We start from the raw sequence: 20497 nt of genomic DNA on the forward strand, positions 1-20497 counted from the left end.
AATTTATTTTACCTTGAAGGGGTTAGCTTAAGGTTTAGGCCTGAACATATTGTTGCCTGTGTCCAAGCCAACGATGAATAATGGCATCGACCGACTCTGGCGCTTGCGACATCACATGGCTTGCCAGTTTTTGGATATGTGGGATAAGCGCCTGATCGCGGACGAGGTCGGCAATTTTCAGCTCAGCCAGTCCTGTTTGCTTAGTGCCCAGTACTTCGCCTGGCCCACGGATCTCTAAGTCTTTTTGCGCAATAACAAAACCATCATTACTTTGCCTGAGTACATTTAACCGCTGGCTTGCAGTTTGGCTCAATGGCGCCTTGTAGAGTAACACACAATGGCTCGCCACGGCACCGCGACCTACGCGGCCACGCAGCTGGTGCAACTGAGCAAGACCCAGCCGCTCGGGGTTTTCGATAATCATCAAGCTGGAGTTGGGGACGTCGACGCCGACTTCAATCACTGTGGTTGCCACCAATAAATGGATAGTTCCCGCCTTGAAGTCGGCCATAATTTTTTGTTTTTCGGCGCTTTTCATCCGGCCATGGACTAATCCTATGCTCAGTTCTGGCAGCGCTTGGCGTAATTCTTCGGCGGTATCTTCCGCCGCTTGGCACTCGAGAACTTCGGATTCTTCAATCAGGGTGCAAACCCAATAGGCTTGGCGTTCATCCGTGACGACACTGTTGCGAACTCGCTCTAGCACCTCATTGCGACGCGAATCGGGAATGGCGACAGTCGTCACGGGTGTACGTCCCGGTGGCAATTCATCGATAATCGAGGTATCCAAATCGGCGTAGACCGTCATGGCCAAGGTACGCGGAATGGGGGTTGCCGTCATAATCAACTGATGTGGATGAAAACCTTGGTTAATGCCTTTTTCCCTGAGTCCCATCCGTTGGTGAACCCCAAACCTGTGCTGTTCATCGATAATGATTAAAGCCAACTTGTTGAAGGTGACCTGTTGCTGGAAGATGGCGTGGGTGCCTATCACCATTTGCGCGGCGCCCGATTCAATATCTTCTAAAGATTGCGCCCGAGCTTTGCCTTTGAGCTTGCCCGCTAGCCAACCCACTTTTAATCCCAGAGGCTCAAACCAGGCGGCAAAGTTTGCCGCATGCTGCTCGGCGAGCAATTCGGTGGGTGCCATCATGGCCACTTGATAGCCATTTTCGATGGCTTGCAATGCGGCGAGGGCGGCGACTAAGGTTTTACCCGAGCCAACATCCCCTTGGACTAAACGCATCATGGGGTGTGGTTGTCCTAAATCTTTGCCAATCTCGGCGACGACTCTTTGTTGTGCGCCCGTGGGTTTAAAGGGCAATGAGGCGAGAAAGGGATTCAATAGCTGGCCGCTGGCGTGCATGGCCACGGCGGCGTCGAGATTGCTGCGCTGCCTGAGTCGCAGCATGCTGAGGTTATGGGCGAGCAGTTCTTCTTGCACTAGGCGTTGCTGCGCCGGGTGTTGGCCGAGCTCCAAGTCAAATTGCGATATCCCTGCGTGGGGGCGGTGCAGGGTTTGCAGCGCCTGTTTCAGGCTCATGCTGTTGGGCTGCAAATTGGCGGGTAATAACTCGGTCAAACCGCCGTCTTCTAATAATTCGAGGGCTTGCTCGGTAAGCTTAATCCAGCTCGCCTGTTTGAGTCCTTCTGTCGTTGGATAAATAGGCGTGAGGGTATCGCTTAAATGAATATCTTCACCGGGATACACAATTTTGTACTCGGGATGGACGATTTCTGCCTGATGATTGCCACGGCGAATTTCACCGTAGGCGCGGATCATTAAACCATTTTGCATCGCATTGCGTTGCGCCATCGAAAAGTTAAAAAAGCGCAGGCTCATGCTGCCGGTATTATCCCGCACATTGCACACCAGCATGCGTTTGCGGCCTTGAATGATTTGCGTCGACTGGATTTCGGCTTCAATGGTGCCGTAATTACCCGGCATTAAGGCGGCAATAGGATAAATTTGGGTGCGGTCTTCGTAGCGCAGGGGTAAGTGAAACAGCAGATCTTGTACTGTTGTGATGCCGAGCTTGGCGAGTTTTTCCGCGACCCTTTTGGCGACACCTTTGAGGTCGGTGATCGGAACAAGATCCAATTGCTGCAAGTCGTTAGCGCTCAATCACTGTGAATTTATACATATACTAACAGAGAATAAGCGTAAGGCAATCTTGGGCTTGACCGTGGTTAGAGGTTGAGTGGAGAAGATGGCGAGGATATTTAACATTCACACCAAAGGATGAATTTTATCTAATGAGATTCAATTATCATTATTAAAATGAATATTCTATGTTATTAAGTTCACTTTTTATTATTTTGTGGTTTAATCAAATAATTGGTTGTCATTGGACATTTTTAGTAATGATTCGGTAGCAAGGTTGTGAATCGAAAATAATAAAGTGACCTCTAGTGACGGAACACATTTGGGGAAACACCGTCGAGGAGAACTCGCCTTTGCGTCTATGGTATTTGAGTTGTTTATTTATAGGCCTGCTGTGTTCCACATTGCCTGCATGGGCCAAATTAGAGGTGGCCTTTTTTAACCCAGGCGCTGCAACGGATAGCTTTTGGGGCGATGTTGATAAATTAATGGAGGTAGCTGCAACTCAGCTCGATATTAATTTAAAAATTATCCATTCAGACCGTAATCATTTTAAAATGATTACCCAGTTAGAGGTATTATTAAACTCTTCCTCACCCGTACCTACTCATATTATTTTAGTGAATGAGAAGCAGTCAGCAATAAAAATGTTGCAGATGCTTTATCGCTATCCCATATATGTACAGCTGATATTGAATGATATTTCTGTGGCTGAGCGGGAAACCTTATTAGCAGATCCGCATTGGCGAACCTATTTATTACCCGCCATTATTCCCGATAACTATGCGATTGGTGCAGAGACGGCTAAGACCCTATTAAGTGGTTTACAGGATAAAAAGGCTAAGGTTTTATTAATTTCGGGCGATAAGTCTACGCCCGCATCTGTGCTACGTACCCAAGGTGCGAACGATCACTTTTTTATGCAACCGAATGTCACTGTTACCCAAACCGTGTATGGCCAGTGGCGTGAAGACATAGCTTATGGGCAGGTTCTAACACTACTTTCACGTTACCCTGATTTAAATCTGATTTGGACTGCAAGCGATAATATGGCTATGGGGGTGGTAAAAGCTTTGAACGAAAAAGGACTTAGGCCTGGGCGTGATGTGCTGGTGAGTTCAGTGAATACCTCCGCAGAGATTTTACAGCTTCGCCAATCGCAGCAGATCACTACATTGGGTGGCGGGCACTTTTTAGCGGGGGCCTTAGGGTTAGTGCAGCTAAAACATTATCAAGCGACTCATGACTACTACCCCTATACTGATATACAACTTTTTAGTGTACTAAATCCGAATTCTGATTTTTATCGGATGTTAGTGAATCGGGATTGGGTGGGGATTTTTCAAACACAGATTTTGGATAAGTTGCCACAACAATAAAACAATAATTAGGTATCCATGAAGTTTCGTAATCATTCCATCAGTCATAGAATGACGCTCACTATTATTGGAGTGAGTTCGTTTTTTGCTGTCCTGACTATGTTGATACAGTTGATATGGAACTATCAGGAGAGTATAGATAAAACCACTGCGGATATTCGTGAATATTCTGAATCTATCTTACCTACTGTGGCTAAATCACTTTGGGATGTTGACCATGGTTTGTTATCGGATTTGCTTTCCGGCCTAGGGATGATGCCTATGGTGGCGAGTGTCAACCTAGAAAGTGTGGATGGTGTGACGATACAAATGGGAAAATCCATAGAAGCCCATCATGATGCAAACCAAACCCTGTTCTATTATCCGGTCAAATATCAAGATCAGCAGATAGGTATGCTGATCGTTGGCTTAGATACTAATAAGTTGTACTACGAATTGTGGCAGCAGCTGATTTTTATTGTGTTAGGCAACGGATTTAAAACCCTGATAATGATTTACCTTATCCTCACACTGGTACGTTTATTGGTCACCAACCGCTTATCGGCGCTGGAGCGGTTTGCCAATCAAATTAATTTAAATTCCTTACCTAAGCTCAATGTTCCTATGAGTGTGATGCAACGCCCCGATGAGATTGGTTATGTCGCCCAGTCGCTACAGGCTATGTATCAACGCATCCGTAATGATTTAGCGATCAATAAGCGTCAACAACGGGCATTGCAACAGCAGCAGAACCAATTGGCGAGATTAGTCGATGAGCGGACTCAAGAGCTCAATTGGCAATCCAAGGCGAACCAATTATTAGCCGAAATCTCGTTGCAATTTTTAACCACAGACACTTCTAAATTGGATGAATCCTTAGTCGAGGTGTGCCGTCGTATTGGTAACTTGTTTGATGTTGAACGGGTGAGCATTATTGAGTTTACTCAGCAGCAAGCCCGGTATCGGAGTTTTTGGAGCTGTGAGCCGCAGGCGGATCTGGTCCAAGACATTCCTGTTGATATTGCGGCAGTGCTGGCACAAAAATTTACCTCAGAATCGACCTTAGTCATTGAGTCGGTTGATGAACTTGCGAATGACTCCCCCGAGGAATATCGGGCCTTATGCTCGGTCGGTATTTGCTCTATTGCTGCCTATGCGATTAAAAACAACAATCAACTCTTGGGGTTACTCTCGCTGTCTATGGTCAGCCGTCCATTAAACTGGAGTGTGCAAAAGAAGGTAATGCTGACGCAATTTGCGGCGGCACTGAACGAATTATTACTGCGGGAGGAAAAAGAGCGACAGATGCTCAGCCTGCAACAAGCCTTAGTGTCGGTGAATACCCAGTTGCGAGTCATGGCCGAGACTGATGAGTTAACAGGATTAAGTAACCGCCGCCCCTTCACCCAAACCTTAGAAGTCTTATTGCAGCAGCGGGCACCCATAGGCTTGCTGATGTTAGATATCGATTATTTTAAGAGTTACAACGATACCTACGGGCACCTGGAGGGGGATGAGGCGCTCAGACACGTAGCGCAGGCGTTAATGCAATCTGGTATCTTGCCGCAGGACAGTTTGCTTGCCCGTATTGGTGGAGAGGAATTTGCGATTATCCTTGAGCACATTACCCCTATCCAATTGGAGGCGATAGCAAACCAGCTCTGTTACCAAGTTGCCGCGTTGGATATTCCCCATCGTAGTTCTCCAAAGGGTAAGATTACCCTCAGTATTGGTGGCGTGTTTTTGCCCCTTGATACGGCCAAAAAGCTTACGTTGTCCGAGGTGCTACGCCGTGCCGATATTTGCCTGTATCGTGCCAAAGATCAGGGGCGTAATACCGTAGTAATTGATTCAAACCGTAATTGAATTTGCTTGCGTAAGCCTTATCTCCTCCAGCTTTGAACCTCGCGATCGGCGGATTTATTTCTGCTTTTGGCCTGCTATAATTGCCGCCCTTTATTTTTCATCTGTAGGTTCTGGCGTGTCAAAACGGGGCAAAAATACGGCAAGTGCGGTGTCGATTTTCAATATCGATGATTTGTCGACTTGGCAAAAATATCGCAAAGGCTTATGTGATACCTGTTATGCTACCTGCTGCACTTTACCCGTTGAGGTTACTGTGAGTGACTTAGTGCGCATGACCTTAGTGGATGAGTTTGAAGCAGAGGGTGATCTCAAAGCCATCGCTAAACGTCTGCAAAAAGCGCGCATAATCGACAACTTCAACCATAAAACGGCGATTTTTACCCTTGCCCGTATGGCGAACGATGATTGCTTGTATCTAGATAGCAAAACCCGCCGCTGCACCATTTATCATCAACGTCCCGAGACTTGCCGTAACCATCCGCAAATCGGCCCTAAAGCGAATCACTGCCCTTATCGCCCCCGTGAGTAAGCTTTTGAATATGGAATTGGTAGAGGGGTTCGAGGTGATAGCCGTCCAGCATTGCTTTAAACTGCCGATAAAACTAAATAGTAATCAATTCTTTATGATCTGAGCGTTTAGATATCAGCATCTAAAGAGGTTCCCGCAGGGTATTGGGTGACACCTTAGAGGTCAGCGTCTTAGGCAGTTCACCTGCCTGAGTTAAGGCTAGGAGCCCGCTAAAATCTCCTTACGGGCGATAAAGAATTTGCATCTGTGTTTGAGTCGCATTTGTGGATATGTTGCAGGGAATTTATTTCGTCGATGGGAATGTCTTTACGCCAGCCAAAGTGAGCGTAATTGAAGCCTTTGCTGCCGCAAACCGTGCCAAAATTAGCCAACTGATTGATATCATTTATATGAAATTGCGTGTCTAGTTCTGCTTTCAAATAAAAATAACTGGGTGTGAGGTAATAATAAGCAATAGATGGGATATAATCAGTAGCCCTTTGTCGGTTGAGCGATGCGCTCATTGCGGCATCTATGCAGCTATTTTTGACGTCTTTTAAACAGCGTAACCAAGGCAAAGTCAGTATTTCATAATCAATTCCAACGGGGTTAAAGGTGCGTTTTAGCAGGTCGATATCGTAGCCGCTAAGCGTGGAAGTCTTAATGCCATCTTGCCGAATATAATAATTAAATGATGGATATTCAGTATCTTCGACACAAAAGCGTAACCTAAATGGGGAAAGCTCATCGGTGCCATGGGCGGCAGGCGAGAGCAGTATCACGCATGATATGGCGATTAGCGGATATAATAAACGCATCATACTTTTTGAGCGCTGTGGCGATTTTTAAAAATGTAGTAAAGGGCTTAGCGACCGCTGGGTTCTTTTATTGCCACAGGCGTGAGCCGCTTTATTGGGCAAAATTCAACTGATCCGCGAAAATCACTGCGTGGGTCTGTGCAAGTAAGTCTAGTGTGAAACAAAAGGTGTTACATGAGTCTCTTAGATAACGTGATGATAATATTGGGCTTGATTGCCGCAAGTTGTTTCTTTTCCATGTCAGAAATTGCTTTGGCCGCATCACGGAAAATCCGTTTACGTCAGTTAGCCGATGAAGGCGATGCCAGAGCTGAAAAGGTGCTGCATTTACAGTCGTATCCCGGCAGCTTTTTTACTGTGGTGCAAATTGGTCTGAATGCTGTGGCCATCATGGGCGGTATTGTGGGTGAATCTGCATTTCGTCCGTATTTTTATCAATTCCTTTCACCTTGGTTAGCCGATCCTTGGTTGGGTCAGGTGAGCTTTTTGATGTCATTTTTACTCGTTACCAGTGCCTTTATTTTAGTGGCCGATCTCATGCCTAAGCGTATTGCGATGGCGATGCCAGAGCAGGTTGCCTTGGCTGTGGTTGGCCCTATGAGTTTTTGTATTGCCTTGTTAAGACCCTTAGTCTGGTTGTTCAATGGCTTGGCCAGCGCAATTTTTAAGTTACTGCAAATCCCCACGGCTCGAAATGATGAAATTACTTCCGATGATATTTACGCGGTAATGAACGCGGGTGCGGAAGCTGGTGTGCTCGACAAGGGAGAACAACAGATGATGGAGAACGTGTTTGAAATGCAAACCGTTTCAGTCACTTCCGCCATGACGGCCCGTGAGAGCTTAGTGTATTTCTTACTGCAGGACAGTGAAGAGGATATCAAACGTAAGATTGCCGAAGATCCCCACACCAAGTTTTTAGTCTGTGACGGCCAATTGGATATGGTCAAAGGTTTTGTGGATGCGAAGGAACTGCTGATCCGTGTCATTAACGGTGAGAAAATTACCTTAAAAGACAATAGTCTCGTGCATACTTCTTTGATTATTCCCGATACCTTAAGCCTTTCTGAGGCGATGGAATACTTCAAAAACAGCCGTGCCGATTTCGCCGTGGTGATGAATGAATATGCCCTGGTTGTCGGTATTGTCACCACCAACGATCTGCAACGGGCAGTGATGGGGGCTTGGTCGCTACATGAGAGCGAAGAGCAGATTATTGCCCGTGATGGCAATTCTTGGTTAGTGGATGGGGTCACACCCATTACCGATGTGATGCGCGCTTTCGATATTGAAGAGTTCCCCCACAGTCAAAATTACGAAACCATCGCCGGTTTTATGATGTATATGCTGCGTAAGATCCCCAAGCGCACCGACTTTGTTAACTATGCAGGTTACAAGTTTGAAGTGGTGGATATCGACGCCTACAAGGTCGACCAACTGCTGGTGACCCGCATCGATGGCAACGATAAGTTGATGTCACCAGATACCTAATCTTATCAACATCATAAAAAACGGGACTCAGTCCCGTTTTTTTATATCACGACTAAAATTTAGATCGCTTCTAAAAACGCATTCACTATCGGATCGTCCAAGCGTTTGACCTTGCAGCAACAACCCAGCTCAAAGGGCGCAATGCCCACGGGGGAGGCTAATAGCTGGATCCTATCCCGTACCGGGCTGTTATTGATCACCACCTCAGGGGTGATACTCACGCCACATCCGAGCGCCACCATGGACGCAATCGCTTCTTGCCCCGACACCTGCGCATAAATATTCGGGCTTATTCCCATCTGTTTGAACCAATTATCGGCGCGGCGCCGCCCTGGGCCATGGTCGGGAATGATAAAGGGCACCCGCGACCAGTCGATGGGGACTTGGCTTATCTGTTGCTGCACCGCGCAGCGCATGGTTGGCGCGATTAAGGACAAAGGCACATCGTCAATCTTGGCGAAATGCAAAGTGGCAGGAAAGGGATCCGGCAGTGCGGCAATGGCAATGTCGGCGCGATTTTGTTGCACTTCGGCCAGCGCATTGGCGGCATCACCAGTGGTCAAGGCAATCTCAACAAAGGGATGGTCCTGACGAAAACGTTCCAGCAATTGCGGTAAATGGCTGTAGGCGGCGGTCACCGAGCAATAGAGATTTAAGGTGCCGCGAAGTACATCCTGCTTGAGATCGATACTGTGCCGCAAGTTGCGCCAATGGTGCAGCGTCTGCTCGGCGAACAATTTAAACTCGCGTCCCGCATGGGTTAAGGTCACGCTGCGGTTATCCCGTTCGAATAATTTGGCGTTCACTTCCTCTTCGAGCCGCTGTAATGCACGACTTAAGGTCGAGGGACTGACATGCATCTGTTCCGCCGTCTTGGCAAAGTGCAAACTGTCACATAAGTGCAGGTACAATTTGAGGGTGCGTATGTCCATAACCTCGTCCTATTGGCCGCTTATCAAGGGGGTTGAAACCGAAAATGATATTGCATAAAACGCAATATGAGGTTTCGAATATATCATTTTAAGCAACGATAGCCATAGGTTATAGTGATTTCAATCACAACCAATCATTAACAATAGGTTGATATTGGTTGAGTCCCCAATTCCCGACTGAAAGGTGGTATCTCAGATGGCTAACTATTTTAACTCTCTGAATTTACGTCAACAATTAGCACAGCTTGGCCAATGTCGTTTCATGGACCGTTCTGAATTCAGCGACGGCTGCAATTACATCAAAGATTGGAATATTGTTATTTTAGGTTGTGGTGCTCAGGGTCTTAACCAAGGTCTGAACATGCGTGACTCTGGGCTGAATATAGCCTACGCCCTGCGACCAGAAGCCATTGCCCAAAAGCGTGCCTCATGGCAAAAAGCCACGGATAACGGCTTCCGAGTTGGAACTTTTGAAGAGCTGATCCCAACGGCGGATTTGGTGCTGAACTTAACGCCCGATAAGCAGCACTCCAATGTGGTTAGTGCCGTGATGCCACTGATGAAACAAGGCGCGACTCTGTCTTATTCCCACGGTTTTAACATCGTTGAAGAAGGCATGCAGATCCGCCCCGATATAACAGTTGTGATGGTGGCGCCTAAGTGCCCAGGCACCGAAGTGCGTGAGGAATACAAGCGTGGTTTTGGTGTACCAACACTGATTGCAGTGCACCCAGAAAACGACCCTAATGGCGATGGTTTAGAGATTGCGAAAGCCTATGCGAGCGCAACAGGTGGCGACCGCGCTGGCGTGTTGCAATCCTCCTTTATCGCCGAGGTGAAATCGGATCTGATGGGTGAACAAACCATTCTGTGCGGTATGTTGCAGACGGGCGCCATCTTAGGTTACGACAAGATGGTGGCCGATGGTGTTGAACCTGGCTATGCCGCTAAGTTAATCCAACAAGGTTGGGAAACCGTCACCGAGGCGCTTAAGCACGGCGGTATCACCAATATGATGGACAGACTGTCTAATCCAGCCAAGATTAAAGCGTTTGAAATTGCAGAAGATTTAAAAGAAATTCTGCAACCCTTATTCGAAAAGCATATGGATGACATCATCAGCGGCGAGTTCTCTCGCACTATGATGCAAGACTGGGCCAATGACGACGCGAACCTGCTGCGTTGGCGCGCCGAAACCGCCGAAACGGGCTTCGAAAATGCGCCAGTGTCGAGCGAGCATATCGACGAGCAAACCTATTTCGACAAAGGGATTTTCCTAGTCGCGATGATCAAAGCCGGTGTCGAATTAGCCTTCGATACTATGGTGTCTGCGGGAATTGTTGAAGAGTCGGCCTATTACGAATCATTGCACGAAACGCCGTTGATCGCTAACACCATCGCCCGTAAACGTCTTTACGAGATGAACGTGGTGATCTCGGATACCGCAGAATACGGTTGTTATCTGTTCAACCATGCTGCCGTGCCTATGCTGCGTGACTATGTGAATGCCATGTCGCCAGAGTATTTAGGTGCGGGTCTGAAGGACAGTTCTAACAACGTCGATAACCTACAGTTAATCGCCATCAATGATGCGATTCGCCACACCTCAGTTGAGTATATCGGTGCGGAACTTCGTGGTTATATGACTGATATGAAAAGTATTGTTGGAGCTTAATTGATAAAGGCCGCGCCCTAAGGATGTGGGGCTCGGCGGCGCAAATTTATTCCTGCTTCGTAGGTTGTCGAGCGGGCAAAACCGACATGGGTTAGTAAGCGATCAGTTTCACTAACGCGCGTTTGTTAACGTTTCACTTTGTTGTTTTGCATTGTCTCGGCAGGGAAGCTGAATTTTTTTGACATTAGATAATTTTTTATTGTGTTTGGCTGTCGCTTTATGGTAAAGCTAATAACTCGCGGCGGGACAAGGTCCCAAGGCAAGCATCGCTGAGGCTAAGATACTGGCGATACGAATTTCAGCGATACACATACAGAACACCGATTAGGAACCCATATTGATGTTTAACCAAGCTGCCAAGCTCATTCTCGTGATTATTACCGTAGTGATTATTAAATCACAGCGGGGGCGGCGCATGGCAAACTGGTAGACCTAAAAGGTTAAAAGTTTCGAAAGAACCCCCCGCTCCGAAAGGACCGGGGGGTTCTTCGTTTTCAGGCCCGAGGTTTTGGAAATGAGGTTTCGAAATAGCACAAATTACGAGTCGATTTTCGGCATTTCAGGATCAAGGTAGCGAGAGAAATATGGAACCAGGGCAGATGATTAGAGGCGCAGACGCAGTCATAAAAGTGTTGGCAGCACATGGTGTTACCACAGTATTTGGTTACCCAGGCGGTGCCATTATGCCAATCTACGATGCCCTCTATGGAAGCCCTGTCGAACATCTCTTAAGCCGCCACGAACAAGGCGCAGCCTTTGCCGCTGTAGGTTACGCCAGAGCCAGTGGTAAAACTGGTGTGTGCTTCGCGACCTCAGGCCCAGGTGCGACTAACTTAATCACTTCACTTGCCGATGCGCTTTTAGATTCTGTACCCGTTGTCGCTATAACCGGTCAGGTTTCTACTGCCGTTATCGGTACAGATGCGTTTCAAGAAATCGATGTATTGGGGATGTCCTTAAGCTGCACTAAGCACAGCTTTATGGTGACGGATGTAAACGATCTTATCCCAACCCTGTATCAAGCCTTCGAAATCGCCGCATCGGGTCGACCCGGCCCAGTGCTGGTGGATATCCCAAAAGATATCCAAATCGCGCAATTGGAATATCGCACCCCTTTGCTGGCGGTAACCAATGAGCCACAGGCGAGCACCAGTGAGATAGAAGCGGCCCGCGCCCTGTTAGCAGAGGCGAAGCAGCCTATGTTGTACGTAGGTGGCGGCGTGGGTATGGCGGGCGCCGTCGACCAACTGCGGGAGTTTATCAAAGCCACGGGTATGCCATCGGTCGCCACGTTAAAGGGCTTAGGCAGTATTGCCCATGGCACTCCAGGTTATTTAGGCATGTTAGGAATGCATGGCGGAAAGGCGGCCAACCTCGCGGTGCAGGATTGTGATTTATTAGTGGTTGCCGGTGCGCGCTTCGATGACAGGGTCACAGGGCGTTTAGCAACCTTTGCCAACAAGGCCAAAGTCATCCATTTAGATATCGATGCCGCCGAGCTAGGTAAATTACGCCAACCCGATGTCGCCATCGCCGGTGATTTACGCCAGATTTTCCCTGCTTTAGCTATGGCACTGAACATCACGCCTTGGCAAGCAGAGGTTGAACATCTTGCCCGTAAACATCAATGGGATTATCAACATCCTGGCAGTTTAATCTACGCTCCCGCTATGTTGCGCCGTTTAGCCAATAAGCTGCCCGAAGACAGCGTAGTGTGCTGCGATGTGGGCCAACATCAAATGTGGGTTGCCCAGCATATGTGGTTCCGCCGCCCTGAAGATCATTTATCCAGCGCAGGGTTAGGCACTATGGGCTTTGGTTTACCTGCCGCTATCGGCGCCCAAGTAGCTCGCCCCGATGCAACTGTGGTCACAGTGTCTGGCGATGGCTCTTTTATGATGAACGTGCAAGAGCTCACCACCATCAAGCGCCGCAAATTACCGGTGAAGATCCTGCTGATCGACAACCAAAAACTGGGGATGGTAAAGCAGTGGCAGCAACTATTCTTTGAAGAGCGCTACAGCGAAACCGATCTGTCGGACAACCCTGATTTTGTGCAACTCGCCTCGGCCTTCGATATTCCCGGCCGCACGATTTTCTCTTCCGACGAAGTGGAAGAGGCCTTAACCGAAATGTTAGCGGCTAAGGGACCCTATTTGTTACACGTAGCAATCGACGATGCTTTTAACGTTTGGCCACTGGTGCCCCCCGGCGCATCAAACAGCGATATGATGGACGAAATGGAGAAACAAACATGATCCACTCCCTAGAATTAACGGTTCAACAACGCCCAGAAGTGATAGAACGTGTACTACGGGTGACTCGTCACCGTGGTTTTACGGTCACCCAAATGCAAATGCGGATGAACGACGATGCGAGTCTGTCGCTGGATATGGAAGTGGACAGCGAGCGTGCCATCGAGCTGCTCAGCAATCAACTGAATAAATTGATTGATGTCACTCAATGCAAGGTCTTGTTACCGCTAAACTTGCAACAACAAAAAGTACACGCATAAGCATCCAGTGGCTGCGGGCATTAGTTCTGCAGCAAGGCCCTAAGGGCACGATTTTCGATTTGAGATAAGGGATAGAGTCAATGCCAAAGTTACGTTCAGCAACCAGTACCGAAGGCCGCAATATGGCGGGTGCCCGTGCGCTATGGCGCGCCACAGGGGTGAAAGACAATGATTTTGGTAAGCCGATTATTGCAATTGCCAACTCCTTTACTCAGTTTGTCCCCGGCCATGTGCACTTAAAAGATATGGGCTCTCTGGTGGCGAGCGCCATCGAAGAAGCGGGAGGCATTGCCAAGGAATTCAACACCATCGCCGTCGATGATGGTATCGCCATGGGCCACGGTGGCATGCTCTACAGTCTTCCCTCGCGGGAGCTTATCGCCGATAGCGTCGAGTATATGGTCAATGCCCACTGCGCCGATGCGCTGGTTTGTATCTCTAACTGCGACAAGATCACTCCCGGCATGTTGATGGCGGCGCTGCGCCTCAATATCCCCGTGGTATTTGTTTCGGGCGGGCCGATGGAAGCGGGTAAAACCAAGCTGTCGGACAAGCTTATTAAGCTCGACTTAGTCGATGCCATGGTGGCGGCGGCCGACTCGAGTGTGAGCGATGAGGATAGTGCTAAAATCGAACGTAGTGCTTGCCCTACATGTGGTTCCTGTTCGGGCATGTTTACCGCTAACTCGATGAACTGTTTAACCGAAGCTTTAGGTCTGTCGCTGCCGGGCAACGGCTCCATGCTCGCGACCCATAGCGACCGCCGCGAACTGTTTTTAGAAGCGGGCCGCCGGGTGATGGCGCTGACCAAACGTTACTACGAACAAGATGATGCCTCGGCATTGCCGCGTAATATTGCCAGCTTTAAAGCCTTTGAGAACGCCATGGCGCTGGATATCGCCATGGGCGGCTCGTCCAATACTGTGCTGCACTTATTGGCTGCGGCGCAGGAGGCGGATGTGGCATTCACTATGGACGATATCGACCGTATGTCGCGCCAAGTGCCACACCTGTGTAAGGTGGCGCCATCGACCGCTAAATACCATATGGAAGATGTGCACCGCGCTGGGGGCGTTATGGGCATCTTAGGCGAACTCGACCGCGCCGGACTGCTGCATACCGATGTGCCACACGTTGCCGCCGATGCGGGTGGCAATCTCATGTCGGTGCTCGCCAAGTACGATGTGATGCAAACCCAAGATGACAAAGTAAAACAATTCTTTATGGCGGGGCCTGCGGGCATTCCCACCACTAAAGCCTTTAGCCAAGACTGCCGCTGGCCATCGTTGGACGATGACAGACGTGAAGGTTGTATCCGTAGCCGCGAATTTGCCTTCAGCCAAGAGGGCGGTCTGGCCGTGTTGTCGGGTAATCTGGCCGACAATGGCTGTATTGTTAAAACTGCCGGTGTGGATGAATCTAACCTGACCTTTACTGGCAGCGCTCGGGTGTACGAAAGCCAAGATGACGCAGTCGCTGGTATCTTAGGTGGCGAAGTGGTGGCGGGTGATGTGGTGGTGATTCGTTACGAAGGACCAAAAGGTGGCCCGGGCATGCAAGAAATGTTGTACCCCACCAGTTACTTAAAATCTCGCGGTTTAGGCAAGGCCTGCGCACTGATCACCGACGGCCGCTTCTCTGGTGGAACCTCAGGTTTATCCATCGGCCATGTGTCGCCTGAGGCGGCTGCGGGTGGCACTATTGCCTTGATTGAAAACGGCGATCGCATCGAAATCGATATTCCTAAGCGCAGTATCAAGCTTGCGGTGAGTGATGCCGAGTTAGCGGCGCGCCGTGAAACCATGCTCGCCCGTGGGCCAATGGCGTGGAAACCGCTTTCGCGTCAGCGTTATGTGTCGATGGCGCTTAAAGCCTACGCCATGCTTGCCACCAGTGCTGATAAGGGCGCGGTGCGCGATCGCAGTAAGTTGGAGGACTGATATGTTATCTCTCGCATCGTCGCAAACGGAGCAGGCTGAGGCCCAGTCCTCTCAAGTTCAGTCCGATAAGTCGCAGTCGGCCACTTCTGCCTTAGAAAAGAGTCAGCTTGCGCAAAGTTACTTGCAAAAAATCCTGCTGTCGTCGGTTTATGACGTTGCGAAAGTGACGCCACTCTCCAGCCTTAACAAACTCTCGGCGCGTTTGGGTTGCCAAGTATTTTTAAAGCGTGAGGATATGCAGCCAGTGCATTCCTTTAAGCTGCGCGGCGCCTATAACCGCATCGCCCAGTTGAGCCAAGCCGAATGCCAACGCGGCGTGGTGTGCGCCTCGGCGGGTAACCATGCCCAAGGCGTGGCGATGTCGGCGGCCAGTCGTGGTGTGGATGCGGTGATTGTGATGCCCGAAACTACGCCGGATATTAAAGTCGATGCGGTGCGCCGTTTAGGCGGCAATGTGGTGTTGCACGGCCAAGCTTTCGATCAGGCCAATGGTTTTGCGATGGCAATGGCGCAGCAGGAAGGTCGGGTGTATATCGCCCCCTTCGATGACGAAGCCGTGATCGCTGGCCAAGGCACTATCGCCCAAGAAATGTTGCAACAGCAGCGCGACCTTGAAGTGGTATTTGTACCCGTGGGCGGCGGTGGCTTAATTGCTGGTATTGCGGCCTATTACAAGGCGGTGATGCCACAGGTTAAAATTGTTGGCGTTGAGCCTGAAGATGCGGCCTGCTTAAAAGCGGCGATGGAGGCGGGCGAGCCTGTCACACTTCCGCAAGTTGGTTTGTTTGCCGATGGTGTCGCGGTTAAACGTATTGGCACTGAGCCATTCCGCTTAGCCAAGCAGTTTGTGGATGAAGTGGTGACGGTCACCTCGGACGAAATCTGCGCCGCCGTTAAAGATATTTTTGAGGATACCCGCGCCATTGCCGAACCTGCGGGCGCTTTATCCCTTGCTGGGCTAAAAAAATATGTCAGCACCAATGCCACAGGCGAGAGTGGCAAGGGTGAGAAAGTTGCGGCGATTTTAAGTGGCGCGAATGTGAACTTCCACAGCCTGCGATATGTGTCGGAGCGTTGCGAGCTGGGTGAGCAAAAAGAAGCTGTGCTGGCGGTTAAAGTGCCCGAGCGTCCCGGCAGCTTCCTGCGTTTTTGTGAGTTGCTCGAAAAGCGGGTGATGACCGAATTTAACTATCGCTTTAGCAGCCGCGATATGGCAGTGGTGTTTGCGGGTATTCGCCTGACCAAAGGCCATGGCGAATTAGAGCAGATCATCAATACCTTAGAAGATAACGGCTTTGAGGTGCAGGACTTATCCGGTGACGAAACCGCGAAATTACATGTGCGTTATATGGTCGGCGGTCATCCACCAGAGCCGTTAGAGGAGCGCCTATTTAGCTTCGAGTTTCCCGAGCATCCGGGCGCGCTGCTGAAGTTTTTAACCACCCTGCAGAGCAAGTGGAATATCAGTTTGTTTCATTACCGTAATCACGGCGCGGCCTTTGGGAGGGTGCTAGCAGGGTTTGAAGTCCCCGAGGGCGATGCTTTGCCGTTTCAGCAGTTTTTAACTGAGCTGGGATTTGTCTATCAAGAAGAGACGCAAAGCCCTGCTTATCAGCTGTTTTTGAATGCTGGAAAAGGAAAAAAGAACCTGCCTTTGTAATCACTTAGCTTTAGGTTACAACTTAGGCTAAAGGAGGGGCGCACAGGCGCCCCTTTTTGTGGTAGTTTGGTTTAACAAATCAAGAGTGAATGCTCTAGTAATCAGACCTCGACCCTACGCATTAAGGAGACATGATGTTACCTGCACCGCATTTTTCTGCCTTTAATCCGCCTCGCCGCATTTTGATGGGGCCAGGTCCATCGGATGTTTATCCTGAAGTATTAGCCGCGCAGGCAAGACCGACCGTTGGTCACCTAGACCCATTATTTGTCGGCATGATGGATGAGCTTAAGAGCCTGATCCAATATGTGTTTCAAACTAAAAATGAAATGACGATGGCAGTGTCTGCACCCGGCAGTGCGGGCATGGAAACCTGTTTTGTGAACTTAGTCGAGCCCGGCGAAAAGGTGATTGTGTGCCGCAACGGTGTGTTTGGTGAGCGTATGCGCCAAAACGTCGAGCGCGTCGGTGCGATTGCAGTGGTTGTGGATAACGAATGGGGCACACCAGTCGACCCTGTTGCCGTTGAAGCGGCGCTTAAGGCCAACCCCGATGCTAAATTCCTTGCTTTTGTGCATGCCGAAACTTCAACTGGCGCATTGAGCGATGCTAAAACCTTGTGCGCGCTGGCAAAACAATACGGCTGTTTATCGATTGTCGATGCGGTGACATCCCTCGGCGGCGTGGAATTAAGAGTCGATGAATGGGGAATAGATGCCATTTATTCTGGCAGTCAGAAATGTCTCTCCTGCGTGCCGGGGTTATCGCCTGTGTCTTTCTCACCCAATGCGGTGGAAAAGCTTAAAAACCGTAAAACGCCAGTGCAGAGCTGGTTCCTCGATCAAAGTCTGGTGATGGCCTATTGGACTAGCGCTGGCGGTAAGCGCAGTTATCACCACACTGCGCCCGTTAATGCGCTTTATGCCTTGCATGAATCGCTGCGTTTATTGGCCGAAGAAGGTTTAGAACAGGCTTGGCAACGCCACAAAGATATGCATTTAGTGCTGCGCGCTGGCCTTGAAAAACTCGGCCTGAAATTTGTGGTCGCCGAAGCTTCACGTTTGCCACAACTTAATGCAATTTATATCCCTGAAGGTGTTGATGATGCCGCCGTGCGTGCGCGTCTACTCAAGGATTACAACCTTGAAATCGGTGCCGGTCTTGGTGCTCTAGCGGGTAAAGCTTGGCGCATTGGTTTAATGGGCTTTGGTGCCCGTCGTGAGAATGTCGCGCTCTGTTTGCGCGCCCTAGAAGAGGTGCTGAACTAATATGTCAGTTTCGCGTATAAGGATGTTACGCAGAGTGAGTTTGCGCTTAGTTGGCTCACGTTTATTGATTGGCGGTTTGATTCTGATCTTAAGTGGTTGTGCCTCCAGCAATATGAGCAATACCAGTTGTGATTTTGTGCGAGGTACAGCAGGTAATCAGAGCCAACGCGAGGCCAGCGGTGATGATAGCAATGCTCGGCAGATGGATGTGGGCATTGGGATTTTAACCGCGATCTTCGGCAGTATTAGCCGAGCACTTTCTTCCGATGATTCATCGGATGAGAAGTGCGTTTAATCGGTGAGTTTTAGTCGTCTTTGATAGTTTATAAATCCCCGTACTGCGGGTTTTTTTATAAAGACAGTACCATTCTTTAGTGCTGGGTATATTGATTAAGCACCGTCATTTCAGTGACACGCCGTGAATATGTCCCTATAGGCTCGACGGCGGCATCCATGCCGCCAACGGTCAACTTCCATGACGGTGCTTAATCCGGTTAAGCCCTTGGTATGGCTGACAATCTGTTATGTACAATTAGAGCATTCCGATAATTTCACAATGGGAGGCTCATTAAACTAGGCGTTATAGATAACAAGGAGCAAGTGCTAGCATGAAATTTTGGGGATATACACAAGAACTAGCCGAAGCAGCTGAGCCGCAACCTAAGGCGCTCATTGAAGTTACTATTTCTGCCACGCCGAGCGATCTGCGAGAAATTGCAAAGTTTCTCTCATCAGCGGCAGACAAAATTGAAGTCCAAGGAAGGAACTTTGAGCATGAGCATTTTTTAAATAATGCTACCGATGCACCACGTTTAATTGTTTTTAACCCTCTGACATTGGAGTAAATCTCAAACGATGCACTTGAAATATCGGAACCTCCGAAAGTGATTGGGTTTATCGCAAATGATGTTCTTTATATCTCCAAAATGTTTATCGATTAGCGTTGCTCTGAACGTCATGGTTCGGATAGCCGAAGATAATTACTACCTGTAATGCTTGATTGGAAAAACTGAATAAGCTAAGTATTTGTCATTGATGATGGCTTAGTATGTTTCTATGGTCGGCGTAGTTGGGTACATGGCTTCACTTTCTTTATGTCGATGTAATGATTGTTTATGAAGAAATTATTCCTCATTTTTATCTTATCCATTCCTGTCGTGGTTATTGGCGCATTTGTCTTCAAGGATATTGGTGGTCTGCTGTTAATCTCTTGGTTTTCTTTGGTGCTTGGGCTCATCCTAACAAAAACGGCATCTACATAAGTTGCAGATGCCGCCTGTCACACTGAGTTAGCCCTTTGGCTGGCGTTATGCTTCTTACCCGTTGGGTTGCTCTTTACTTCTTGGTCTGAACTTTTCCACTAAAAATACACTTAAGCTGCTGATGATGGCGGCTAGTACGGTGGAGAAGAGCACATCCTGCGGCCAGTGCATGCCGAGTAACATGCGGCTGAGGCCCATCAATAATCCCCAAGTAAATAACGCGTTGGCAAATAGCGGCAAACCCGCGAGTAGCAAGTAATAGCTGGCGGTGAGCACTAAGGTGACTGCGAAAATCGTGTGTCCAGAAGGGAAGGAATAGCCGATTTCATCTTCCCAATGTTGGTGAATGTTAGGGGCGAGTTTGACCTCGGGCTCCATGGTGTGTAGCTCGGTTAGTGCCTCGGCGATGGCCTGTGAACGCTCAGGTCTGGCTAATTGATAAAAAGTGTGTGGGTTGAGTTGCGCTTCCTCTGGGAGCCCTTGGTCTGACAGATACACTAGGTTCGGTCTTGGCTCCTTAAAAAAGGCTTTAAGGGTATGACTGGTACTCAGACTGATGACTTGGCTGAGGCTAATGGCTAAAAACAGGCTAATAAACAGCGCTTTTGGCATATAGCGATAGGCGAGTGCCAGTACCACTAACACGGTCGCGACTCCATAGGGCACCGTGCCTGTGGTGGTCAGCCAGTACAGTGCTTTGGCTAAGGGTGATTGCAGGTCGATCAGTGGAAATAATTGATTTTGCGTGAGTAACAGTAAGCTTGGAATGGTTGCCAACAGTAACCAGACAAGGGCTAAACGACGTAGAAGATAGGCTGGATGAGTCAAAATATTCGCCTCCGAGTAAACCACATAGGCTACATGCCGCATTTGGGCTTGCCAATAAAAAAATCCCGACAGCAAAAAGTGCGCTGCCGGGGGTCTTCAAGGGTGGAGCGGTAGGTGCTATTGCACCGTGTTCTTCGGTTGATGGCGGGTCACGAACATCAAAATCAGTAACACTACGAGTAACAATCCGGTGCCCATCAGTAAGGCGTAATCTTCTAGTTGCAGTATCGAGTACAGCACAGCATACAAGCTCACCAGCATAGTGCCGACAA

18 protein-coding genes are annotated in these 20497 nt (G+C 49.0%); 13 read left to right on the forward strand and 5 right to left on the reverse strand.

The features are described 5' to 3' along the window. Window positions 1-34: 34 nt before the first annotated feature. Window positions 35-2110: an ATP-dependent DNA helicase RecG gene (gene recG / locus ACK5NH_RS04675; protein WP_416918010.1), complete on the reverse strand. Its 2076-nt coding sequence runs from the start codon at window positions 2108-2110 to the stop codon at window positions 35-37. Window positions 2111-2457: 347 nt separating this feature from the next. Between recG and ACK5NH_RS04680 the strand changes: the two genes are divergently transcribed. The 3 genes from ACK5NH_RS04680 to ACK5NH_RS04690 all read left to right on the forward strand — a co-directional run bounded on the left by ACK5NH_RS04680 (window position 2458) and on the right by ACK5NH_RS04690 (window position 5857). After that, window positions 2458-3483, forward strand: coding sequence for an ABC transporter substrate-binding protein (locus tag ACK5NH_RS04680; RefSeq protein WP_416918011.1), 1026 nt, complete (start codon window positions 2458-2460; stop codon window positions 3481-3483). An 18-nt stretch (window positions 3484-3501) separates the two neighbouring features. Then, entirely contained in the window at window positions 3502-5328 is a 1827-nt protein-coding gene (locus tag ACK5NH_RS04685; protein WP_416918012.1) for a diguanylate cyclase domain-containing protein, read from the forward strand. Window positions 5329-5443: 115 nt separating this feature from the next. Further along, window positions 5444-5857 (forward strand): YkgJ family cysteine cluster protein, encoded by a 414-nt coding sequence (locus ACK5NH_RS04690; protein WP_416918013.1) that lies wholly within the window; start codon window positions 5444-5446, stop codon window positions 5855-5857. A gap of 209 nt (window positions 5858-6066) precedes the next feature. Here the strand turns inward: ACK5NH_RS04690 and ACK5NH_RS04695 are convergent, their stop codons facing one another. After that, entirely contained in the window at window positions 6067-6657 is a 591-nt protein-coding gene (locus ACK5NH_RS04695; protein ID WP_416918014.1) for a substrate-binding periplasmic protein, read from the reverse strand. Window positions 6658-6828: 171 nt separating this feature from the next. On the opposite strand from ACK5NH_RS04695, the gene ACK5NH_RS04700 reads away from it, so the two are divergent. Then, complete coding sequence (locus ACK5NH_RS04700) at window positions 6829-8145, forward strand: hemolysin family protein (protein ID WP_416918015.1); 1317 nt, start codon at window positions 6829-6831, stop codon at window positions 8143-8145. Window positions 8146-8204: 59 nt separating this feature from the next. Here ACK5NH_RS04700 and ilvY read toward each other — a convergent pair whose 3' ends face one another. Then, the gene (gene ilvY / locus ACK5NH_RS04705) at window positions 8205-9077 is read right to left on the reverse strand and encodes an HTH-type transcriptional activator IlvY (RefSeq protein ID WP_416918016.1); all 873 of its coding nucleotides are present in this window, start codon (window positions 9075-9077) and stop codon (window positions 8205-8207) included. 196 nt (window positions 9078-9273) lie between these two features. Here ilvY and ilvC point away from each other — a divergent pair, with 196 nt between their 5' ends. From ilvC to ACK5NH_RS04750, 9 genes are all read left to right on the forward strand, one after another. Beyond that, window positions 9274-10752, forward strand: a complete 1479-nt coding sequence (gene ilvC, locus ACK5NH_RS04710) for a ketol-acid reductoisomerase (protein WP_279774956.1) — start codon at window positions 9274-9276, stop codon at window positions 10750-10752. 584 nt (window positions 10753-11336) lie between these two features. Further along, a complete protein-coding gene (ilvG, locus tag ACK5NH_RS04715; RefSeq protein WP_416918017.1) occupies window positions 11337-13010 on the forward strand; it encodes an acetolactate synthase 2 catalytic subunit in 1674 nt (557 codons plus the stop codon). Beyond that, a complete protein-coding gene (ilvM, locus tag ACK5NH_RS04720; RefSeq protein ID WP_011621169.1) occupies window positions 13007-13267 on the forward strand; it encodes an acetolactate synthase 2 small subunit in 261 nt (86 codons plus the stop codon). Before ilvG ends, ilvM begins: the two co-directional genes overlap by 4 nt. A gap of 80 nt (window positions 13268-13347) precedes the next feature. Then, window positions 13348-15207 carry a dihydroxy-acid dehydratase gene (gene ilvD, locus ACK5NH_RS04725; RefSeq protein ID WP_416918018.1) on the forward strand — a complete coding sequence of 620 codons (1860 nt, stop codon included), beginning with the start codon at window positions 13348-13350 and terminating at the stop codon, window positions 15205-15207. Between the two features lies 1 nt (window position 15208). Next, window positions 15209-16867, forward strand: a complete 1659-nt coding sequence (ilvA, locus tag ACK5NH_RS04730) for a threonine ammonia-lyase, biosynthetic (protein WP_416918019.1) — start codon at window positions 15209-15211, stop codon at window positions 16865-16867. A gap of 134 nt (window positions 16868-17001) precedes the next feature. Beyond that, on the forward strand, window positions 17002-18135 hold the full coding sequence (locus ACK5NH_RS04735; protein WP_416918020.1) for a pyridoxal-phosphate-dependent aminotransferase family protein: 1134 nt from the start codon (window positions 17002-17004) through the stop codon (window positions 18133-18135). Between the two features lie 34 nt (window positions 18136-18169). Continuing rightward, window positions 18170-18430 (forward strand): hypothetical protein, encoded by a 261-nt coding sequence (locus ACK5NH_RS04740; protein ID WP_416918021.1) that lies wholly within the window; start codon window positions 18170-18172, stop codon window positions 18428-18430. A gap of 313 nt (window positions 18431-18743) precedes the next feature. Beyond that, entirely contained in the window at window positions 18744-18980 is a 237-nt protein-coding gene (locus ACK5NH_RS04745) for a hypothetical protein (protein ID WP_416918022.1), read from the forward strand. Between the two features lie 270 nt (window positions 18981-19250). Continuing rightward, window positions 19251-19397 (forward strand): hypothetical protein, encoded by a 147-nt coding sequence (locus tag ACK5NH_RS04750; RefSeq protein ID WP_392446437.1) that lies wholly within the window; start codon window positions 19251-19253, stop codon window positions 19395-19397. 54 nt (window positions 19398-19451) lie between these two features. On the opposite strand, the gene ACK5NH_RS04755 is transcribed toward ACK5NH_RS04750, so the two are convergent. Together ACK5NH_RS04755 and ACK5NH_RS04760 are read right to left on the reverse strand one after the other, a co-directional pair. Further along, a complete protein-coding gene (locus ACK5NH_RS04755; RefSeq protein ID WP_416918023.1) occupies window positions 19452-20267 on the reverse strand; it encodes a phosphatase PAP2 family protein in 816 nt (271 codons plus the stop codon). Window positions 20268-20342: 75 nt separating this feature from the next. Beyond that, window positions 20343-20497 (reverse strand): inner membrane CreD family protein (locus tag ACK5NH_RS04760; protein ID WP_416918026.1); only part of this gene is annotated, 155 nt, incomplete at its 5' end.

Source organism: Shewanella sp., assembly GCF_047975355.1.
Classification (GTDB): Bacteria; Pseudomonadota; Gammaproteobacteria; order Enterobacterales; family Shewanellaceae; genus Shewanella.

Coding starts and splice junctions, on each gene's coding strand:
- ilvY (WP_416918016.1), bottom strand. CDS start 9,077: ATGGACATACGCACCCTCAAATTGTACCTGCACTTATGTGACAGTTTG.
- ACK5NH_RS04755 (WP_416918023.1), bottom strand. CDS start 20,267: ATGCGGCATGTAGCCTATGTGGTTTACTCGGAGGCGAATATTTTGACT.
- ACK5NH_RS04735 (WP_416918020.1), top strand. CDS start 17,002: ATGTTACCTGCACCGCATTTTTCTGCCTTTAATCCGCCTCGCCGCATT.
- ilvG (WP_416918017.1), top strand. CDS start 11,337: ATGGAACCAGGGCAGATGATTAGAGGCGCAGACGCAGTCATAAAAGTG.
- ilvD (WP_416918018.1), top strand. CDS start 13,348: ATGCCAAAGTTACGTTCAGCAACCAGTACCGAAGGCCGCAATATGGCG.
- ACK5NH_RS04685 (WP_416918012.1), top strand. CDS start 3,502: ATGAAGTTTCGTAATCATTCCATCAGTCATAGAATGACGCTCACTATT.
- ilvM (WP_011621169.1), top strand. CDS start 13,007: ATGATCCACTCCCTAGAATTAACGGTTCAACAACGCCCAGAAGTGATA.
- ACK5NH_RS04695 (WP_416918014.1), bottom strand. CDS start 6,657: ATGATGCGTTTATTATATCCGCTAATCGCCATATCATGCGTGATACTG.
- ACK5NH_RS04750 (WP_392446437.1), top strand. CDS start 19,251: ATGAAGAAATTATTCCTCATTTTTATCTTATCCATTCCTGTCGTGGTT.
- ilvC (WP_279774956.1), top strand. CDS start 9,274: ATGGCTAACTATTTTAACTCTCTGAATTTACGTCAACAATTAGCACAG.
- ilvA (WP_416918019.1), top strand. CDS start 15,209: ATGTTATCTCTCGCATCGTCGCAAACGGAGCAGGCTGAGGCCCAGTCC.
- ACK5NH_RS04700 (WP_416918015.1), top strand. CDS start 6,829: ATGAGTCTCTTAGATAACGTGATGATAATATTGGGCTTGATTGCCGCA.
- ACK5NH_RS04745 (WP_416918022.1), top strand. CDS start 18,744: ATGAAATTTTGGGGATATACACAAGAACTAGCCGAAGCAGCTGAGCCG.